Consider the following 20246-nt stretch of genomic DNA (forward strand, 5'->3'; position numbering starts at 1 on the left):
GCTTTTGGGCAGTGATGAATCCAGAAACAACGTCTGACAAGAATACCCCGGCGGTGGATAACGAACTCGATATCCGCGGCCTGTTCCGTACCCTGTGGCGCGGCAAGCCCTGGATTATCGGCATTGCGGTGCTGTTCGCCGCGGTGGCGCTTGTCGTGTCCTATCTGGTCAAGCAGGAGTGGAGCGCGGCCGCGATTACCGACAGGCCGACGGTCAATGCGCTGGGCGGTTATTATTCGCAGCAGCAGTTCCTGCGCAATCTGGACGTGCGGACCCTGCCGGCGGTCGCCAGCGAGCAGCCGGGCATCGCCGACGAAGCCTATAATGAATTCATCATGCAGCTGGCGGCTTACGATACGCGTCGTGATTTTTGGCTGCAGAGCGATTATTACCGGCAGCGCCAGGAAGGGGATGCCCGCGCCGATGCGGCCATGCTCGACGAGCTGATCAACAATATTCAATTTACCCCGCGCGACGACAAAAAGGCGCCAAACGACGGCGTAAGGCTGACGGCCGAAACGGCGGCGGACGCCAACCGTCTGCTGCGCCAGTATGTCGCCTTCGCCAGCCACCGCGCGGCCCTGCATTTGAACGAAGAGATCCAGGGGCCTGGGCGGCCCGGACCACCTCGATGAAGGCGCAGGTCAAGCGTCAGGAAGCGGTAGCGGAAGCGGTCTACAAGCGTGAGCTCAATACCATCCAGCTGGCGCTGAAAATCGCCGAAACCCAGGGCATCAGCCGCACGCAGACCGACACGCCGGCGGAGCAGCTGCCGGACTCCGACTTGTTCCTGCTGGGCAAGCCGATGCTGCAGGCGCGCCTGGAAGGCCTGCAGGCCTCCGGCCCGACCTACGACCTGGATTACGATCAGAACCGCGCGATGCTGGCGACGCTGAACGTTGGCCCGACGCTGGACGAGAAGTTTCAGACTTACCGCTATTTGCGCACGCCGGAAGAACCGGTAAAACGCGACAGCCCACGACGGGTATTTTGGCTGATTCTGTGGGGCGCGATGGGCGCTTTGGTTGGCGCAGGCATTGCCCTGGCGCGTCGGCCGCGTAATTAAAAATAATATAATAATTCGCTGATGGGCGCGTAAGCGCCCAATTCGCAGGTACGCCTGCGGTTAACCGACCAAAAGAGATTCGCTGTGAAAGTGTTGACTGTTTTCGGCACCAGACCTGAAGCCATCAAAATGGCGCCGCTGGTACATGCCCTGGCTCAGGATGAAGCCTTTGAATCAAGAGTCTGCGTAACGGCGCAGCATCGGGAGATGCTGGATCAGGTATTACGGCTATTTGAAATCGTGCCGGATTACGATCTGAACATCATGAAGCCCGGGCAGGGCTTGAGTGAGATCACCTGCCGCATTCTGGAAGGGTTGAAAGGCGTACTGGAAGAGTTCAAACCGGACGTGGTGTTAGTGCACGGTGATACCACCACCACGCTGGCGACCAGCCTGGCGGCGTTCTATCAACGCATTCCGGTCGGGCACGTGGAGGCGGGGCTGCGCACCGGCGATCTTTACTCGCCGTGGCCGGAAGAGGCCAACCGCAAACTGACCGGCCATCTGGCGATGTATCACTTCGCGCCGACGGAAAACTCGCGCCAGAACCTGCTGCGTGAGCTGCTGCCGGACGATCATATCTTCGTGACCGGCAATACGGTGATCGACGCGCTGTTCTGGGTGCGCGATCGGGTGATGGGCGATGCCGAATTGCGTGCGAGCCTGGCGCAGCGCTACCCGTTCCTCGATGCCAACAAGAAGCTGATCCTGGTAACCGGCCACCGTCGCGAAAGCTTTGGCGGCGGGTTTGAACGCATTTGCAGCGCGCTGGCGGAGATCGCCCGCAACCATCCGGATGTGCAGGTAGTGTATCCGGTGCACCTTAACCCGAACGTCAGCGAGCCGGTCAACCGCATCCTGAAAGGCATCGACAACATCATGTTGATCGACCCGCAGGATTACTTGCCGTTCGTCTATCTGATGGCCAACGCTTATATGATCCTGACCGACTCCGGCGGCATTCAGGAAGAGGCGCCGTCGCTGGGCAAGCCGGTGCTGGTGATGCGCGACACCACCGAACGTCCGGAAGCGGTCGATGCGGGCACGGTACGCCTGGTGGGCACCGACGTGACTAAAATCGTCGATGAGGTGACCCGGCTGCTGACCGACAAGAATGAATACCATGCGATGAGCCGGGCGCATAACCCCTACGGTGATGGCAATGCCTGCCAGCGTATCCTCGAAGCTTTAAAGAATCATCAGGTGACACTATGAGTTTTAACACTATTTCGGTTATCGGCCTGGGTTATATCGGTCTGCCAACGGCGGCGGCGTTTGCTTCCCGCAAGAAAAAAGTGGTGGGCGTAGATGTTAACCAACATGCGGTCGACACCATCAATCGCGGCGCGATCCATATCGTTGAGCCGGATCTGGATAAAGTGGTGAAGGACGCGGTCGACGGCGGTTATCTGCAGGCGGTGAGCCAACCCCTGCCGGCGGATGCGTTTCTGATCGCGGTGCCGACGCCGTTCAAAGGCGACCATGAACCGGATCTGGCCTATGTCGAAGCGGCGGCCAAATCACTGGCGCCGGTGCTGAAGCGCGGCGATCTGGTGATCCTCGAGTCTACCTCGCCGGTGGGCGCCACCGAACAGATGGCGGAATGGCTGGCGCAAGCGCGCAGCGATCTCAGCTTCCCGCAGCAGGCCGGCGAAGCGGCCGATGTGAATATCGCCTACTGCCCGGAGCGCGTACTGCCTGGCCAGGTGATGGTTGAACTGATCCAGAACGACCGGGTGATCGGCGGCATGACGCCGAGATGCTCCGAGCGCGCCAGCGCGCTGTACAAGATTTTCCTCGAAGGCGAGTGCGTGATCACCAACTCCCGCACCGCAGAGATGTGCAAGCTGACGGAAAACAGCTTCCGCGACGTGAACATCGCCTTTGCCAATGAGCTGTCGTTGATTTGCGCCGATCAGGGCATCAACGTCTGGGAACTCATCCGCCTGGCGAATCGCCATCCGCGGGTCAATATCCTGCAGCCGGGCCCTGGCGTCGGCGGCCACTGCATCGCCGTCGATCCCTGGTTTATCGTGGCGCAGAATCCGCAGCAGGCGCGCCTGATCCACACCGCGCGGCTGGTGAATGACGGCAAACCGCTGTGGGTGGTCGATCGCGTCAAGGCGGCGGTGGCGGACTGCCTGGCGGCTACCGACAAGCGCGCGTCTGAAGTGAAGATCGCCTGCTTCGGCCTGGCGTTCAAGCCGAATATCGACGATCTGCGCGAAAGCCCGGCGGTGGAAGTCGCTCACCTGATCGCCGACTGGCACGTTGGGGAGACGCTGGCGGTTGAGCCGAATGTTGAGCAACTGCCGAAAACGCTGGCCGGGCAGGTGACGCTGAAAAGCATCGCCGATGCGCTGCGGCAGGCGGACGTGATCGTGATGCTGGTCGATCACCAGCAGTTCAAGGCCATTCGGCCGGAAGAGATAAAACAAACCTGGGTGGTGGACACCAAGGGCGTTTGGCGCTGATTTCAGCCCATTGCGCGAGCGGCGCAAGGCGTTATCGAGAGGCGCCTGCTGCCGCGATATTCGGTCCGATGGCGACGCCGGGGATTAATCATATGCATCTGCATGCTTCAGTTGAACCGCTGGCTTGGGAAAGTGAGTTTTTCAGGCTGAATAGCGCCAAGCTCGACATTAACGCATCCGCGCCGGCGTTGACCGTCGCTGAGCTGGACGCCTTTTCGCTGGTTCAGGCCAAGATCCCGGCCCAGCGGCTGGATTTAATCGATGCGTTAGCGGGCGTGGGCTTTCAACTGGCGGAGGGGGAAATCGACCTGAAACTGCCGGTTGGCATGGAAAGTGCTTTATCTGATGACGCCCCCCTGACGGCGATTCGCCCTGCGATCCAGGCAGATATACCCGCCTTGCGCGCTGCGGCGGGCAAGGTTTTCGCCGCCAGCCGTTTTCGCTCCCCCTGGTATCGGATTGAGGACAGCGGCCGTTTTTATGCGCTGTGGATCGAAAAAGCCGTGCTGGGGACGTTTGATCATCAATGTTTGCTGGCGCTTGATGAGCATGGGCGGCCCGCCGGGTTTGTCAGCCTGCGGGACACCGGCGATCGAGAGGCGCGGATTGGCTTATTGGCCGCATTCCCGGGGGCGGAAGGAAAGGGCATAGGTTCGCGGCTGATGAATGCGGCCATCGCCTGGTGCGCGCAGCGTCAATTGCGGCATCTGCGGGTTGCGACCCAGACCGGCAATATCGCCGCGTTACGGCTTTATCAAAGGCACGGTGCCGCCATAGAAAGCACCGCGTATTGGTTATACAGAGGTAGACATGATTCCATTTAACGCACCACCGGTTGTTGGCACTGAACTTGACTATATGCAGGCTGCCATGGGCAGCGGCAAGCTGTGCGGCGACGGCGGCTTTACCCGCCGCTGCCAGCAGTGGATGGAACAACGCTTCGGCAGCCCGAAGGTGCTGTTGACGCCGTCTTGCACCGCTTCGCTGGAGATGGCGGCCATTCTGCTGGACATCAAGCCGGGTGATGAAGTGATCATGCCGAGCTTCACCTTTGTCTCCACCGCCAACGCCTTCGTGCTGCGCGGCGCCAAAGCGGTGTTTGTCGACGTGCGGCCGGACACCATGAACATCGATGAAAGCAAAATCGAAGCGGCGATCACCGATAAAACCCGCGCCATCGTGCCGGTGCATTACGCCGGCGTCGCCTGCGAGATGGACACCATCATGGCGCTGGCGAAGAAATATAACCTGTTCGTGGTGGAAGACGCCGCTCAGGGCGTGATGTCGACCTACAAAGGCAAAGCGTTGGGCACCATCGGCCATATCGGCTGTTTCAGCTTCCATGAAACCAAAAACTATACCGCCGGCGGCGAAGGCGGCGCGACGTTGGTGAATGACCCGGCGCTGATCGACCGGGCGGAGATCATTCGCGAAAAAGGCACCAACCGCAGCCAGTTTTTCCGTGGCCAGGTAGACAAGTACACCTGGCGCGATATCGGTTCCAGCTATCTGATGGCCGATCTGCAGGCGGCCTATCTGTGGGGCCAGTTGGAAGCGGCCGACGCGATTAACCAGCGCCGCCTGTCGCTGTGGAAAAAATACTACGACAGCTTCCTGCCGCTGGCCAAGGCCGGCCGCATCGAGCTGCCGAGCGTCCCGGCGGATTGCGTGCACAACGCCCATATGTTTTATATCAAACTGCGCGATATGCAGGACCGTACGGCCTTTATCAACTATCTGAAAGAGGCCGAGATTATGTCGGTGTTCCACTATATCCCGCTGCACGCCTGCCCGGCCGGCGAACGGTTCGGCCGCTTTGCCGGCGAAGATCGTCATACCAGTAAAGACAGCGAACGCCTGGTGCGGCTGCCGCTGTTCTACAATATGTCCGATGTCAATCAGCGTACGGTGATCAATACTATTTTGAGCTTCTTCGCCTGATATGTCGTTGGCAAAAGCATCGATATGGACCGCCGGCTCCACGCTGATCAAAATTGGCGTGGGGCTGTTGGTGGTGAAACTGCTGGCGGTGGCGTTTGGCCCCAGCGGCGTGGGGCAGGCGGGCAACTTCCGCCAGTTGATCACCGTGCTGGGCGTGTTGTCCGGCGCCGGTATTTTTAACGGCATCACCAAGTATGTGGCGGAGTATCACCAGGATCCGCAGCGGCTGCGGCTGGCGGTGGGCACCGCATCGAGCATCGTACTGGGCTTTTCGACGCTGCTGGCGCTGGTATTTCTGTTCGCCGCCGAGCCGATCGGCGTGGCTCTGTTCGGCCATGCCGATTACGTCGGCGTGGTGCGAGCGGTGGCGTTTATCCAGATGGGCATCGCCTACGCCAACCTGTTTATGGCGGTGCTGAAAGGCTATCGCGATGCGCTGGGCAACGCGCTGGCGGTGATCGGCGGCAGCCTGATTGGCGTGGTGGCCTATTACCTGTGCTTTAAGCTGGGCGGCTATGAAGGCGCGTTGGCCGGGTTGGCGCTGGTGCCTGCGCTGGTGGTGCTGCCGGCCGGGCTGATGCTGTGGCGGCGCAAAACCCTGCCGCTGCGTTACCTGGCGCTGGCGTGGGATAAAGCGGTCGCCGGCAATCTCGGCAAGTTCACCATCATGGCGCTGATCACCTCGATGACGCTGCCGGTGGCCTATGTGATGATGCGAAACCTGCTGGCGGCGCATTACAGCTGGGATGAAGTGGGCATTTGGCAGGGCGTCAGCAGCATCTCCGACGCTTACCTGCAGTTTATCACCGCCTCGTTCACCGTGTATTTGCTGCCGACGCTGTCGCGGCTGACGGATAAGGGCGCCATCTCGCAGGAGATCGTGCGTTCGCTGAAGTTTGTGCTGCCGGCGGTGGCGGCGGCGAGCTTTACGGTGTGGCTGCTGCGCGATTTCGCCATCTGGCTGTTGTTTTCCGATCGGTTTGTGGCGATGCGCGACCTGTTCGCCTGGCAATTGGTCGGCGACGTGCTGAAAGTCGGCGCTTACGTGTTCGGCTATCTGGTCATCGCCAAGGCGTCGCTGCGTTTTTATATCCTGACGGAGGTCAGCCAGTTCCTGCTGCTGACGCTGTTCTCGCACTGGCTGATACCGTTGCACGGCGCGCTCGGCGCGGCTCAGGCCTATATGGCAACCTACATCGTGTATTTCACGCTCTGTAGCTGCGTATTCCTTATTTATCGTAGACGAGTATGACCACACTGATTCACGTACTGGGATCTGACATCCCGCATCACAATCAGACGGTGCTGCGCTTCTTCAACGACGTGCTGGCGCCGCGCCTGCCGTCGGAACAGACGCGCCATTTTATGGTGGCGGCTAAAGACGTTGCGGCGCTGGGCGATTTCCCCGCGCTGAGCATCGAGCCGTTTGCGGATAAGAAAAGCCTGGCGGAGGCGGTGATCGCCCGCGCCCAGGCCGATCGCGACGCGCGCTTCTTTCTGCACGGCCAGTTCAACCCCGGGCTGTGGCTGGCGTTGCTGAGCGGCAAGATCAAAGCGCGGCAGGTCAGTTGGCATATCTGGGGCGCCGATCTGTATGAAGACGCCACCAGCTGGAAATACCGGCTGTTCTATCTGCTGCGCCGCATCGCGCAGGGGCGGGTGGCCAACGTGTTCGCCACCCGCGGCGATGTGGCCCATTACCAGCAGCGCCATGCGCGCGTGCCGGCTTCGCTGCTGTATTTCCCGACGCGGATGGATCCGGCGCTGACCGGGATCGGCGTGGAGAAAAACCTGGCCGGCCCGATGACCATTCTGGTGGGCAACTCCGGCGATCGCACCAACCGGCATATCGAGGCGCTGAAGGCGATTCATCAGCAGTTCGGCGCCGAGGTGCGCGTGATCTTGCCGATGGGTTATCCGGCCAACAACGACGCCTACATTGAGCAGGTGCGCGCCGCCGGGCTGCAGCTGTTCAGCGAAAAGAACCTGCAGCTGCTGACGCAGCAGGTGGCGTTCGAGGATTACCTGAATATCCTGCGCGAATGCGATCTCGGCTACTTCATCTTCAACCGCCAGCAGGGCATAGGTACGCTGTGCCTGCTGATCCAGTTCGGCGTGCCTTTTGTGCTCAGCCGACAAAACCCGTTCTGGCAGGATCTGGCGGAACAGCATCTGCCGGTGCTGTTTTACGGCGATTCGCTGGACGAAGCGGTGGTGCGCGAGGCGCAGCGCCAGCTGGCGTCGGTGGATCAACAGGCCATCGCTTTCTTTAATCCGAACTTCATCGATGGCTGGCAACAGGCATTGGCGCTGGCGGCGGGAGAAGCCTCATGACGCTGGCGCAGTTTGGCGGCCTGTTCGCGGTCTACCTGGTCAGCGTGCTGTTTATCCTGACGCTGACCTATCAGGAGTTCCGGCGCATTCGCTTTAACTTCAACGTGTTCTTTTCGGTGCTGTATTTGCTGACGTTTTACTTCGGCTTTCCGCTGACCTGCCTGCTGGTGTTTCAGTTCGACGTCGAGGTGGTGCCGGTCGAGTTTCTGCTGTACGCCATTTTGTCCGCCACGGCGTTCTACGCCATCTATTACGTCAGCTATAAAACCCGGCTGCGCACGCGCAGTGCCCAGCCGCGAGCGCCGTTGTTTACCATGAATCGGGTGGAGACCCACCTGACCTGGGTGCTGCTGGCGCTGGTGGCGATTGGCACCGTAGGCATTTTCTTTATGCAGAACGGTTTCCTGCTGTTCAAGCTGAACTCTTACAGCCAGATTTTCTCCAGCGACGTGTCCGGCGTGGCGCTCAAACGCTTCTTTTACTTCTTTATCCCGGCGATGCTGGTGGTGTATTTCCTGCGGCAGGACCTGCGCGCCTGGTTCTTCTTCCTGGTGGCGACGGTGGCGTTTGGCATTCTGACCTACGTGATCGTCGGCGGCACCCGCGCCAACATCATCATCGCCTTCGCGCTGTTCCTGTTTATCGGCATCGTCCGCGGCTGGATCACGCTGTGGATGCTGGCGGCGGCGGGCATTTTCGGCATCGTCGGCATGTTCTGGCTGGCGTTGAAACGCTACAGCCTGGACGTCAGCGGCGCCGAGGCGTTTTACACCTTCCTCTACCTGACGCGCGACACCTTCTCGCCGTGGGAGAACCTGGCGCTGCTGCTGCAAAACTACGACAAGATTGATTTCCAGGGCCTGGCGCCGATCCTGCGTGATTTCTACGTATTCATACCGTCCTGGCTGTGGCCGGGGCGGCCGGACGTGGTGCTGAACTCCGCCAACTACTTTACCTGGGAAGTGCTGAACAACCATTCCGGCCTGGCGATTTCCCCGACGCTGATCGGCTCGCTGGTGGTGATGGGCGGCGCGCTGTTTATCCCGCTTGGCGCGGTGCTGGTCGGCATGATCATCAAGTGGTTCGACTGGCTGTATGAGCTGGGCAAAACCGAACCGAACCGCTACAAGGCGGCCATTTTGCAGGGCTTCTGCTTTGGGGCGGTGTTCAACATGATCGTGCTGGCGCGTGAGGGCGTCGATTCATTCGTCTCACGCGTGGTGTTCTTCTGCATTATTTTTGGCGCCTGTCTGGTGCTGGCGAAATTGCTGTACTGGCTGTTTGATACCGCCGGGCTGATCAAGGCCCGGGCGCGGCGCTCGCGCTCCTTGGCAGCGCCGCCTCCGCAGGCCAACGGTCTTTTGTAAGGGTAATGATCAAGATGGAAGCAAAGATTGAGGTCCCGAAGTATGAGCTGCGCAGTTTCAGCCTGTGGGGCTTCCGCGATATGGCGCACTGCATGGACTTTTTGTTCGACGGCGGGCGGGTAAAGCAGGGCACGCTGGTGGCGATGAATGCCGAAAAAATCCTCAAGGCGGAGGAAGACCAGGCGCTGCGCGCACTGCTGGATGAGGCGGAATTCAAATATGCCGACGGCATCAGCATGGTGCGATCCATCCGCCGCAAGTACCCGGGCGCCGAAGTGTCTCGCGTGGCGGGCGCCGATCTGTGGGAAGCGCTGATGCAGCGCGCCGGCCGCGAAGGCACGCCGGTGTTTTTGATCGGCGGCAAGCCGCAGGTGCTGGCGGAAACCGAACAGAAGCTGCGCAGCCAGTGGAACGTCAACCTGGTGGGCAGCCAGGACGGTTACTTCCAACCGGAACAGCGCCAGGCGCTGTTTGAACGCATTCGCGCCAGCGGGGCGGCTATCGTCACCGTGGCGATGGGGTCGCCGAAGCAGGAGATGTTGATGCGCGACTGCCGCAGGGTGCATCCGCAGGCGCTGTATATGGGCGTCGGCGGCACCTACGACGTGTTTACCGGCCATGTGAAGCGTGCGCCCAAGGTCTGGCAGAATCTGGGCCTGGAGTGGCTTTATCGGCTGCTCAGCCAGCCCAGCCGCATTGGCCGCCAGCTGAAGCTGCTGAAATTTGTCGGCTACTACTACCGCGGCAAGATGTAAGCGGCGGCCGGGGCGGAAAGTGCCGCTCCGGCAGGCCCAACGGGATAAATAATCTGCTTTTTAAACGTTTTACCCGCATATCTATAACCCCCGGCCCTAAACACTCCCTCATTTATTCCATAAAGTTTTAAATTGCGGTTTGCTTATAGCGGCAAAATGCGAAACGATACCGCCCGGAAATTATCCCTGGCCGCTGGCGCCTGCTGCGACGGCGCTGAACGAGGTTCTTCTCGCCGCAAGATCGCTCCGACTACCCGTTGATGCCAACCCGATCGGCAGGGGATGATTTATTCTTTTCATAACAACAATAACGACCGGCGGCGGCCGGCAGGCAAGCACAACCCGAAAAATTATTGAGGACTCATGGCACACAAAGAAAAACCGCAAGGACTACACCGGGGGCTCGAGGCCCGGCATATCGAGCTGATCGCTCTGGGGGCACCATCGGGGTCGGCCTGTTTATGGGCTCTGCGAGTACGCTGAAGTGGGCGGGGCCGTCGGTGCTGCTGGCCTATATCATCGCCGGGCTGTTCGTGTTCTTTATTATGCGTTCGATGGGGGAAATGCTGTTCCTCGAGCCGGTGGCGGGTTCCTTCGCCGTTTATGCGCATAAGTATATGAGTCCCTACTTCGGTTACCTGACCGCCTGGGGATATTGGTTTATGTGGATCGCCGTCGGCATATCCGAAATCACCGCCATCGGGGTTTACGTGCAGTTCTGGTTCCCGGAAATCCCGCAGTGGGTGCCGGCGCTGATCGCCGTGGCGATGGTGGCGCTGGCCAACCTGGCGGCGGTGCGGCTGTACGGTGAGCTGGAGTTCTGGTTCGCCATGATCAAGGTCACCACCATCATCGTGATGATCCTGGTGGGGTTGGGGGTGATTTTCTTCGGCTTCGGCAACGGCGGCGAACCCGTCGGTTTCGCCAACCTGACCGCCCACGGCGGCTTCTTTGCCGGCGGCTGGAAAGGCTTCCTGTTTGCGCTGTGCATCGTGGTCGCCTCCTATCAGGGGGTCGAGCTGGTGGGCATCACCGCCGGCGAGGCCAAGAACCCGCAGATCACGCTGAAGCGCGCGATCAACAATATCCTGTGGCGCATTCTGATCTTCTACGTCGGCGCCATCTTCGTCATCGTCACCATCTTCCCGTGGAACGGCATCGGCACCGCCGGCAGCCCGTTCGTGCTGACCTTCGCCAAGATTGGCATCGTGGCCGCCGCCGGCATCATCAACTTTGTGGTGCTGACCGCCGCGCTCTCCGGCTGCAACAGCGGCATGTACAGCGGCGGGCGCATGCTGTACGCCCTGGCCAAGAATCGTCAGCTGCCGGCCGCGTTGACCAAAGTGTCCGCCAGCGGCGTGCCGGTGAACTGCATCGCCGTCACCATCGGCTGCCTGCTGGCGGGGTCCGGGTTGAACTACATCATTCCCAATCCGCAGCAGGTGTTCGTCTATGTCTACAGCGCCAGCGTGCTGCCGGGCATGGTGCCGTGGTTTGTGGTGCTGATCAGCCAGCTGTACTTCCGCCGCGCCCATAAAGAAGCGATCAAAACTCACGGCTTCAAGTCGATCATGTTCCCTTATGTGAACTATTTGACCATCGCTTTTCTGCTGTGCGTGCTGGTTGGCATGGGAATCAACCCGGATACGCGAGTTTCTCTGTTGGTCGGGGCGATTTTCTTGGCGGGCGTCAGCCTGTGCTACTTCGCTTTGGGGATGCACAAGAAACATCATCCGGCTGAAAAACAGGCGGAAACGCAGCAATAAGCGGTGAAAAGGGGCTGCGGATAGCGCTTTCCTGCGCGGGAGTGAGCAAAGCGTAATCAAACGCAACATTTCTGCGAAAAAGCACTAGACAGGATTAGAGTAAATCCGTAGTATCCCCTCCCGCAACGGCGCTACGCGCCCGTAGCTCAGCTGGATAGAGCGCTGCCCTCCGGAGGCAGAGGTCTCAGGTTCGAATCCTGTCGGGCGCACCATTAAGTTTGTGTGCAAGAGCTGCGGTGGTAGTATTACCGCGTGAAGTTTAGAAGTAATGGTGGCTATAGCTCAGTTGGTAGAGCCCTGGATTGTGATTCCAGTTGTCGTGGGTTCGAGTCCCATTAGCCACCCCACTTCCTGCGAGAAGTGAAGGTTTGTAAGCTGTTTTGTGATTGTGCGAAGGTGGCGGAATTGGTAGACGCGCTAGCTTCAGGTGTTAGTGTTCTTACGGACGTGAGGGTTCAAGTCCCTCTCTTCGCACCACACACAAAATGTCTAATAAATATAATATTTACATAGACATAAGCGATATAAATCGATAGTATCAGCAACAAGAAATCGGCGAGTAGCGCAGCTTGGTAGCGCAACTGGTTTGGGACCAGTGGGTCGGAGGTTCGAATCCTCTCTCGCCGACCACATTCAAAGAAACCGACGAAAGTCGGTTTTTTTACGCCTGTAGTTTATGAGGATGAGAACCTCCGAAGGAGGTTTGAGCCGAGCGCAGCGAGACCACGTTGCTTTAGCGACGGCCCGCAGGGCAAGCATCGCAGATGCGCGTCATCCTCTCTCGCCGACCACATTCAAAGAAACCGACGAAAGTCGGTTTTTTTACGCCCGCAGTTTAAGCAAAGCCCGTTCGGCAATGAGCGGGCTTTTTGTTTTTTGCTTTTTGCGCCCGGCGTTGGTTTTCAGCGACGCTCGCATCAGGCTTTGTCGTCAGTTTGAGACATATAATCTTTTGATTTTGTTCGATAAAAATCACTTTGACTTAAGTCGTCGTTATCAGGCGACACGTTTTGCCGCGGCAGGTCTTCGCCGGCAGGCAGGGGGGAGGAGGGGTAAACCGCTCTGAAAATAAAAGTCTTTTTATTTCAATGTGGTGCGGTTTTTTTTACGTTGTGGCGGCTCGAACGCCAAAGTTGGCACGCCAAGTGCAATATCTATATCGTAGATGCTCATTCCACCTCTTATGTTCGCCTTAGGCTTCATAAACCCTGGGAATGACGCAGAGCCGATTTAGGGTGCCTATTGCCCAAGAGACCGATGACACAAGCCGTCATCACGCTCAGGGCATAACGTTGAGTGAGGCACCGCCCCTGTTGTCCTAGACCTGATTGCTTCTTTATACACTTGCCACCGCGGCAAGTGTTTTTTTTTGCCTATCCCCTTCATACTTGAAGCTGTATCTGTGTTGGCTGCGTTTGTGCACCCCAGTCACTTACCTGAGTAAGCTCCTGGGGATTTACAAACTTGCCGCCTTGATTCAGCTCCAATTATTTTGGGTATATATAATTGCCGTACTTGGAGCCGTATCAGTGTTGGCTGCGTTTGTATGCCCTGGCCAGAGAATAAAGCGGATAAAAAAGGCGCGCCCAGTGGGCACGCCTTGAAGACAATACACTGCCGCGTTATTCGCCGTTTTGCTTCAGCGTCAGCATCAGCCCTTCGCGCCGCACCTGCGCCGCCTCATCCGAGCGATGCAGTTTTTCCAACGCGTCGCCCAACCAGGCGTAGTCGTAGGCATCCGGCCGCTGTTTCAGCGCTTCGCGGAAGGCGTCGGCCGCCTGCTGCCATTCGCCATGCTTCATCAGCAACTGCCCCAGCGTGCTGTTCAGCAGCGGCGTTGCGCCATGTTGTTTGACCTGCTGGCGCAGCGCCTTCTCCAGCTGCTCCGGATTGCCGGATTTCAGCCGTGGGATCAGCAACACCAGGCGCTCGTCGTATTGGCGCTTCAGGCTGTCCAGCACGATTTCCTGCGCCAGTTCGTGGTCGTTGCATTCGATCAGGTGTTCCACCATGGCGATTTGCAGCGGCACTTCGTGACGGGTTTTACGGCTCTGATCTTTCCACCAGCGTTTCAGGCCGTCGCTGCCTTCGTCCGCCATCGCCTGGTTCATCAGGCCGATATAGGCCTGCTGTTGCAACGCCTGCAGCTCGCTTTCGCTGTGCAGATCGATTTTGCGCATCGACGGCAGGATTTCCAGCAACGACGCGAAGGCGCCGGTACGCAGATAGGCCTGTTCGGCCAGGCGCAGCACTTCCGGATGGCGCGGCGCCTGATTCAGCAGGCGATCGACGCCGTGGCGCGCGGCATGGTTCTCGCCCTGCGCCAGCTGAATGCGCACCCGGGTGATATCCACCGGCAGCTGGTCGGTGTCGGCGGCCTCGGCGGCGCGCTCCAGATATTGATTGGTGCGGAAGTCGTCGCCGCGCTGTTGGGCGGCTTCGGCGGCCAGCAGGTAGTTCACCACCGGCTGTTCGGCATGGTCGGCATTGCGCGTCAGCAGTTGTTCAACCTGCTTGTAATCGCCTTCCGCCAGCTTGATCAGCGCGGCCTTGGTTTGTTTGCGCGCGCGGGTGCGCTTGCGGCCGATAAACCAGCCGCGGGTACGGGCGCCGGTGCGGAAGATGCGACGCAGGATCCATTCGATCGCCAGCAGCACCACAAACAGCAGCACCGCCATGATCACCAGGCCGGTGACGCTGGTTTCGATATTGTAGTTGTCGGTCTGGATCAGCACGTAACCCTGATGCCCGGCCAACATCGGCCCGAGCACCACGCTGGCGATCAGCACCAGGAACAGAAATAACACGCGTAACATGGCTTATCCCTCCTGGTGAGCGGCAGGGGACTGCGACAGCAGATTACGCACCCGGGTTTGCATCACTTTTTCCAGCAGCGGCTGGCTTTTCAGCTGATCCGGCACGTCCATCGAGATCGACTGCTGGCTCAGCGCGTCCAGCTCTTCGAGGAAGGCCTTGGTCGCCGGATCGGTGGTGTCGAAGTAGGCGCGAACCCAGGTGGAGATGGTTTCCAGCGACTGCTTGTAGGTTTCGTTCTGGTGGCGCGGGATCGCCTGTGCGGCCACCAGCAGGCGCGAGCGGATGTTTTCGCGCAGGTAGATATCCTGGTTTGGCGCCAGCAGCGGTTCGGCGCTGGCGTCGCGGCGGCGAATGGTAATAAAGTCGGCCATAAAGTTGTGCCAGCTTTTGGTCAGATTCTGCCGCCATTCGCCGATCGAGCTGGAAAGCTCGCTGCTGTCCTGATCCATCGGCGCTTCGTCGGTGTCGTTGTCCGCCAGGCGCAGGTTATCCACCTGGTTGGACAGCTGATTGACCTTGAGGATAATGCCGTCGAAGTCCACCTGGGTCAGGGTGGAGAGGGTGCTGATGTCATCGGTGATGGCGCGGCGCACGTCGATCAGGCTCGGGTCGTTCATGTCCGCCAGGCTGGCGTCGGCGCTCTTCAGCAGCGTTGCCGCGCTGGTGACGTCCTGGTCGCTCCACAGTTTGCGGCCGGCCATTTTCACCAGGAAGTCGGCCTGCGCCAGCAGCCAGGTTTTGGCGTCGCTGCCGGAGATGGTCGCGACTTTTTCCTGCAGTTCATTCAGCTGGCGCGCCAGGGTCGCCTGCTCGCGATCGGCGGCGTCCAGGGTTTTGCCCTGCTGTTGCAGCAGGCCTTCCAGCGCGCTTCTTTCCTGCTGTTGGCTCTGTTTCAGCCCGTCCAGCTGCTGCTGCAGCGACTGGTTGGCGGCGATCAGCGCCTGCGCCTGCCGGTGGGTGTGGTAATAGCCGCCCGCGCCCAGTGCGATAACCAGCACGATGGCGATGGCGCCGAGCACCGGGCCGGTATTTTTCCCTTTACGGCGATCGGCGGCTGGCTGCTGGGGGCTCTCAACCGCCGGGGTTGGTTCTTCAACCGGGGCGGATGGGGTATTTTGTTCCGTCATAGTGGCACATCCCATAGTCAGGTTTATTTTAGCGCGCGGATCAGCGCGTCATTATCGGCGTTATCAGCTACCCGAATGGTGCTCCAGCCCAATTCCCGGGCGAGGGTAGCCAGACGTTCACTCACTACTACCAGGCGGCAGCGCAGCAGCCACGAAGAGCGATAGTAATCAGGAACTAAAGTATACAACTGTTGTAACATTTCACCGCTGGTCACCACCAGCGTATCGACGCCGGCGCGCTGCCAGTGGGCGCTTTGTTCGCTGCCGTCATAGTGCACCGGGCTGCGTTGATAACATTCATAATAGCTGACGTCGGCGCCCCGCTCGCGCAAAGTGTCGCCGAGCAGCTCGCGCCCGCCGTTGCCGCGCAGGATCATCGCCCGCTTGCCGCCCAGCTTCTGCAGCGCCGGCAGCATCAGCAGCGTTTCGCTGATTTCGCGTTCGCGCGGGTATTCCACCGGCAGGCTGCTGATGCGGTGCAGCGCCAGCCCGGTGGCCCGGCCGATCGCATAATAGGCCAGATGGGCGGGCCATGTCAGCCCGGCGCGGCCGATGACCGAATCGGCGTAGTTCACCGAATGCTGCGACAGCACGAACACCAGATCGCCGGGGCCGAGCTGCTGCAGCGCCGGCGGCAGCTTCGGCAAATCGCCGCCGGGGGCAAAATCAATCAAGGGGGCATGATAGGCAACCCGGCCGAGTGCGCGCAGTCGGCTCACCAACAGTTCTCCCGAGGGGGAAGGGCGGGTTACCAGGATCGTCATGCCGGGGGATTTCCCTGATAAACGTCATGCAGGATCTCACGCGCGCCGCGCGCCAGCAGGTCTTCCGCCAGCTCGACGCCCATGCGTTCCGCGTCGGCCGCCGGGCCGCGGCGTTCGCCGCGCACCATCCGGCTGCCGTCCGGGGAGCCGACCAGCGCGCGCAGCCACAGGCTGTCGCCGTCCAGTTCGGCATAGCTGCCGATCGGCACCTGGCAGCCGCCTTCCAGCCGGGTGTTCATCGCCCGTTCGGCGCGCACGCGGGTGTCGGTGGCGGCGTGATTCAGCGGCGCCAGCAACGCGCGCGTCACGTCGTCGTCGAGGCGGCATTCAATGCCCACGGCGCCCTGGCCGACCGCCGGCAGGCATTCCTCGGCGCTCAGCGGGCAACGAATGCGTTGCTCCAGGCCCAGGCGCTTCAGCCCGGCCACCGCCAGAATAATGGCGTCGTAGTCGCCGTTATCCAGCTTCGCCAGGCGGGTGCCCACGTTGCCACGCAGATCGCGCACGATCAGATCGGGGCGGCGCTCGCGCAGCTGGCATTGGCGGCGCAGGCTGGAGGTGCCGACCACGCTGCCCTGCGGCAGTTGATCGAGCGAGGAGAAACGGTTGGATACAAATGCGTCGCGCGGATCGTCGCGTTCGCAAATGGTGGTCAAACCCAGGCCGGCCGGGAAATCTACCGGCACGTCTTTCATCGAGTGAACGGCGATGTCCGCGCGGCCTTCCAGCAGCGCCAGCTCGAGCTCTTTAACAAACAGTCCTTTACCGCCGACCTTCGCCAGCGGCGTATCCAGAATAATGTCGCCGCGCGTCACCATCGGCACCAGCTCAACCTGCAATCCGGGGTGGCTGGCCATCAGACGTTGCTGCACATAATGTGCTTGCCAAAGCGCGAGTGGGCTTTGTCGGGTGGCAATTCGAATAATTTTGTCTAACATGCTTGTTACCGTTTTTATAATTCGCCATCCATCCTACCACTGCGAGTCAATACTGTCAGTGCAAGAAGCCGGGGGCGGAAAAAGGACAACGGAATCAACGGGACGTGTGATGTGTTTTGGGGCAGCTAACACTGCGGGTAAATCGTTTAGGGAAGCGCTACAATAATAGTGAAGCGTTACCTCCTTTACGGTCAATCAGCAAGGTGTTAAATTGATCACGTTTCCAGCAATAAGTCGCCAAATATTCTTCCAACACTAACGGCGCTTATGGAATACGGGTTTTTTTCTAAACACCGGGATAATCAGGCGAGACGTCTTGTACCTCTACATCGAGACATTGAAGCAGAGACTGGATGCGATCAATCAACTTCGAGTCGATCGCGCCCTAGCGGCCATGAAGCCCGCGTTTCAACGGGTATACAGTCTGCTGCCTACCTTACTGCACCACCACCACCCCCTGATGCCGGGTTATCTGAACGGTAACGTTCCCCACGGCGTTTGCCTCTACACGCCTGATGAAACCCAGCAAGATTACCTTAATGATTTAGAAGACAAATGGGGCAGCCCGTTTGACAAACTGGCCAGCGGCGAGCTGCCGATTACCGGCGTTTACTCGATGGGCAGCACCTCTTCGATCGGCCAGAGCTGCAGCTCCGATCTCGACATCTGGGTATGCCACCAGTCCTGGCTGGACAACGAAGAACGCAACCGCCTGCAGCAAAAATGCAGCCTGCTGGAAAAGTGGGCGGCCTCGATGGGGGTGGAAGTCAGCTTCTTCCTGATCGATGAAAACCGCTTCCGCCACAACGAAAGCGGCAGCCTCGGCGGCGAGGATTGCGGTTCCACCCAACATATCCTGCTGCTGGACGAATTCTACCGCACCGCGGTGCGCCTGGCCGGTAAACGCATCCTGTGGAACATGGTGCCGGGCGAAGAAGAAGCGCATTACGATGAATACGTGCTGTCGCTGTACGCGCAGGGCGCGTTGACGCCGAACGAATGGCTGGATCTCGGCGGCCTGAGCACGCTGTCGGCGGAAGAGTATTTCGGCGCCAGCCTGTGGCAGCTGTATAAAAGCATCGATTCGCCTTACAAGGCGGTGCTGAAAACCCTGCTGCTGGAGGCCTACTCCTGGGAATACCCCAATACCCAACTGCTGGCGATGGACATCAAAAGTCGCCTGCACCAGGGGGAGATCGTCTGTTTCGGCCTTGATGCCTACTGCATGATGCTCGAACGGGTCACCCACTACCTGACCCAAATCAACGACACCACCCGCCTCGATCTGGTCCGCCGCTGTTTCTACCTGAAAGTTTATGAAAAGTTGTCGCTGGCCAAGGCCTGCGTCGGCTGGCGTCGCGAGATCCTCAGCCAGCTGGTGAGCGAATGGGGCTGGGACGAAGCACGGCTGGCGATGCTGGACAACCGCGCCAACTGGAAGATTGAACGGGTGCGCGAAGCGCATAACGAACTGCTGGATGCGATGATGCAGAGCTATCGCAACCTGATCCGCTTCGCCCGCCGCAACAACCTCAGCGTCAGCGCCAGTCCGCAGGACATCGGCGTGCTGACCCGCAAGCTGTACGCGGCGTTTGAGGCGTTGCCCGGCAAGGTGACGCTGGTGAACCCGCAGATCTCGCCGGACCTGTCCGAAAACGATTTAACCTTTATCCACGTGCCGATTGGCCGCGCCAACCGCACCGGCTGGTACCTGTACAACCAGGCGCCGGCCATGGACTCGATCGTCAGCCATCAGCCGCTGGAATATAACCGCTATCTGAACAAGCTGGTGGCCTGGGCCTATTTCAACGGCCTGCTGACGCCGCAAACCCGCCTGCACATCAAGAGCGGCAACCTGTGCGACACCGCCAAGCTGCAGGAGCTGGTGGCCGACGTGTCCCATCATTTCCCGCTGCGGCTGGCGGCGCCGACGCCGAAAGCGCTGTACAGCCCGTGCGAAATTCGCCATCTGGCGATCATCGTCAATCTGGAAAACGATCCGACCGCCGCCTTCCGCAATCAGGTGGTGCATTTCGATTTCCGCAAGCTCGACGTGTTCAGCTTCGGCCAGCAGCAGCAGTGCCTGGTGGGCAGCATCGATCTGCTGTACCGCAACTCGTGGAACGAGGTGCGCACCCTGCATTTCAGCGGCGAACAGTCGGTGCTGGAAGCGCTGAAGACCATCCTCGGCAAAATGCATCAGGACGCCGCGCCGCCGGAATCGGTGGAAGTGTTCTGCTACAGCCAGCATTTGCGCGGCCTGATCCGCACCCGCATCCAGCAACTGGTGTCGGAGTGCATTGAACTGCGCCTGTCCAGCACCCGCCTGGAGCCGGGCCGTTTCAAAGCGGTGCGGGTGTCCGGCCAGACCTGGGGCCTGTTCTTCGAACGCCTGAGCGTATCGGTGCAGAAGTTGGAAAATGCGGTGGAGTTTTACGGCGCCATCTCCAACAACAAGCTGCATGGCCTGTCGATTAAAGTGGAAACCGACCAGGTGCACCTGCCGCCGGTGGTGGACGGTTTCGCCAGCGAAGGGATTATTCAGTTCTTCTTCGAAGACACCTCGGACGACAAGGGCTTCAACATCTATATTCTGGACGAGTCGAACCGGGTCGAGGTTTATCACCATTGCGAGGGCAGCAAAGAGGAACTGGTGCGCGACGTCAGCCGCTTCTACTCTTCTTCGCACGACCGCTTCACCTACGGCTCCAGCTTTATCAACTTCAACCTGCCGCAGTTCTACCAAATCGTGCAGCTCGACGGCCGCACCCAGGTGATCCCGTTCCGCAGCAACGTGCTGTCGAGCCTGTGCGTCACCCTGGCCGATGGCGCCGCTCAGCCGCTGAAACAGCAGTTCCAGCTGCATTGACGCCGCAGGGGCTCAGCGCACCGAGCCC

General features: G+C 59.8%; 13 protein-coding genes, 4 tRNA genes, 1 other RNA gene and 2 pseudogenes. 16 read left to right on the forward strand and 4 right to left on the reverse strand.

Annotation, left to right across the window (positions count from 1 at the left end):
* Positions 1 to 14: 14 nt before the first annotated feature.
* From wzzE to D7I37_RS07925, 15 genes and pseudogenes are all read left to right on the forward strand, one after another.
* Positions 15 to 1066, forward strand: a pseudogene (gene wzzE, locus D7I37_RS07855) (ECA polysaccharide chain length modulation protein).
* Positions 1067 to 1150: 84 nt separating this feature from the next.
* The gene (gene wecB / locus D7I37_RS07860; protein WP_061797950.1) at positions 1151 to 2281 is read left to right on the forward strand and encodes a non-hydrolyzing UDP-N-acetylglucosamine 2-epimerase; all 1131 of its coding nucleotides are present in this window, start codon (positions 1151 to 1153) and stop codon (positions 2279 to 2281) included.
* On the forward strand, positions 2278 to 3540 hold the full coding sequence (wecC, locus tag D7I37_RS07865) for a UDP-N-acetyl-D-mannosamine dehydrogenase (RefSeq protein WP_061797951.1): 1263 nt from the start codon (positions 2278 to 2280) through the stop codon (positions 3538 to 3540). Before wecB ends, wecC begins: the two co-directional genes overlap by 4 nt.
* A 92-nt stretch (positions 3541 to 3632) precedes the next feature.
* On the forward strand, positions 3633 to 4364 hold the full coding sequence (gene rffC, locus D7I37_RS07870; protein WP_061797953.1) for a dTDP-4-amino-4,6-dideoxy-D-galactose acyltransferase: 732 nt from the start codon (positions 3633 to 3635) through the stop codon (positions 4362 to 4364).
* Entirely contained in the window at positions 4351 to 5481 is a 1131-nt protein-coding gene (gene rffA / locus D7I37_RS07875) for a dTDP-4-amino-4,6-dideoxygalactose transaminase (RefSeq protein WP_061797954.1), read from the forward strand. Before rffC ends, rffA begins: the two co-directional genes overlap by 14 nt.
* Position 5482: 1 nt before the next feature.
* A complete protein-coding gene (gene wzxE, locus D7I37_RS07880; protein WP_061797955.1) occupies positions 5483 to 6733 on the forward strand; it encodes a lipid III flippase WzxE in 1251 nt (416 codons plus the stop codon).
* The gene (locus tag D7I37_RS07885; protein WP_061797956.1) at positions 6730 to 7815 is read left to right on the forward strand and encodes a TDP-N-acetylfucosamine:lipid II N-acetylfucosaminyltransferase; all 1086 of its coding nucleotides are present in this window, start codon (positions 6730 to 6732) and stop codon (positions 7813 to 7815) included. The genes wzxE and D7I37_RS07885 overlap by 4 nt, the downstream gene beginning before the upstream one ends.
* Complete coding sequence (wzyE, locus tag D7I37_RS07890) at positions 7812 to 9182, forward strand: ECA oligosaccharide polymerase (protein ID WP_061797957.1); 1371 nt, start codon at positions 7812 to 7814, stop codon at positions 9180 to 9182. The genes D7I37_RS07885 and wzyE overlap by 4 nt, the downstream gene beginning before the upstream one ends.
* Before the next feature lie 14 nt (positions 9183 to 9196).
* Positions 9197 to 9937 (forward strand): lipopolysaccharide N-acetylmannosaminouronosyltransferase, encoded by a 741-nt coding sequence (wecG, locus tag D7I37_RS07895; RefSeq protein WP_061797976.1) that lies wholly within the window; start codon positions 9197 to 9199, stop codon positions 9935 to 9937.
* A gap of 363 nt (positions 9938 to 10300) precedes the next feature.
* Positions 10301 to 11703, forward strand: a pseudogene (locus D7I37_RS07900) (amino acid permease).
* 135 nt (positions 11704 to 11838) lie between these two features.
* Positions 11839 to 11915: transfer RNA gene (locus tag D7I37_RS07905), tRNA-Arg, on the forward strand.
* Positions 11916 to 11974: 59 nt separating this feature from the next.
* Positions 11975 to 12050 (forward strand) — tRNA-His (locus D7I37_RS07910).
* A 43-nt stretch (positions 12051 to 12093) separates the two neighbouring features.
* A tRNA-Leu gene (locus tag D7I37_RS07915) sits at positions 12094 to 12180 on the forward strand.
* Between the two features lie 76 nt (positions 12181 to 12256).
* Positions 12257 to 12333 (forward strand) — tRNA-Pro (locus D7I37_RS07920).
* A 32-nt stretch (positions 12334 to 12365) separates the two neighbouring features.
* Positions 12366 to 12494, forward strand: a non-coding RNA gene (locus D7I37_RS07925) — RtT sRNA.
* Between the two features lie 831 nt (positions 12495 to 13325).
* Here D7I37_RS07925 and hemY read toward each other — a convergent pair.
* Genes hemY through hemC form a run of 4 tightly spaced genes read right to left on the reverse strand, consistent with a single transcriptional unit; the run spans position 13326 to position 17349 of the window.
* Complete coding sequence (gene hemY / locus D7I37_RS07930; protein ID WP_095094998.1) at positions 13326 to 14519, reverse strand: protoheme IX biogenesis protein HemY; 1194 nt, start codon at positions 14517 to 14519, stop codon at positions 13326 to 13328.
* 3 nt (positions 14520 to 14522) lie between these two features.
* Positions 14523 to 15647 carry a uroporphyrinogen-III C-methyltransferase gene (hemX, locus tag D7I37_RS07935; protein WP_061798845.1) on the reverse strand — a complete coding sequence of 375 codons (1125 nt, stop codon included), beginning with the start codon at positions 15645 to 15647 and terminating at the stop codon, positions 14523 to 14525.
* A gap of 23 nt (positions 15648 to 15670) precedes the next feature.
* A complete protein-coding gene (gene hemD, locus D7I37_RS07940; protein WP_061798843.1) occupies positions 15671 to 16411 on the reverse strand; it encodes a uroporphyrinogen-III synthase in 741 nt (246 codons plus the stop codon).
* Positions 16408 to 17349: a hydroxymethylbilane synthase gene (gene hemC / locus D7I37_RS07945; protein WP_061798842.1), complete on the reverse strand. Its 942-nt coding sequence runs from the start codon at positions 17347 to 17349 to the stop codon at positions 16408 to 16410. Before hemC ends, hemD begins: the two co-directional genes overlap by 4 nt.
* Positions 17350 to 17665: 316 nt before the next feature.
* Between hemC and D7I37_RS07950 the strand changes: the two genes are divergently transcribed.
* On the forward strand, positions 17666 to 20218 hold the full coding sequence (locus D7I37_RS07950) for a class I adenylate cyclase (RefSeq protein WP_129543522.1): 2553 nt from the start codon (positions 17666 to 17668) through the stop codon (positions 20216 to 20218).
* Positions 20219 to 20246: the final 28 nt, after the last annotated feature.

The sequence above is a fragment of the Serratia sp. 1D1416 genome, assembly GCF_003641105.1.
Classification (GTDB): Bacteria; Pseudomonadota; Gammaproteobacteria; order Enterobacterales; family Enterobacteriaceae; genus Serratia; species Serratia ficaria.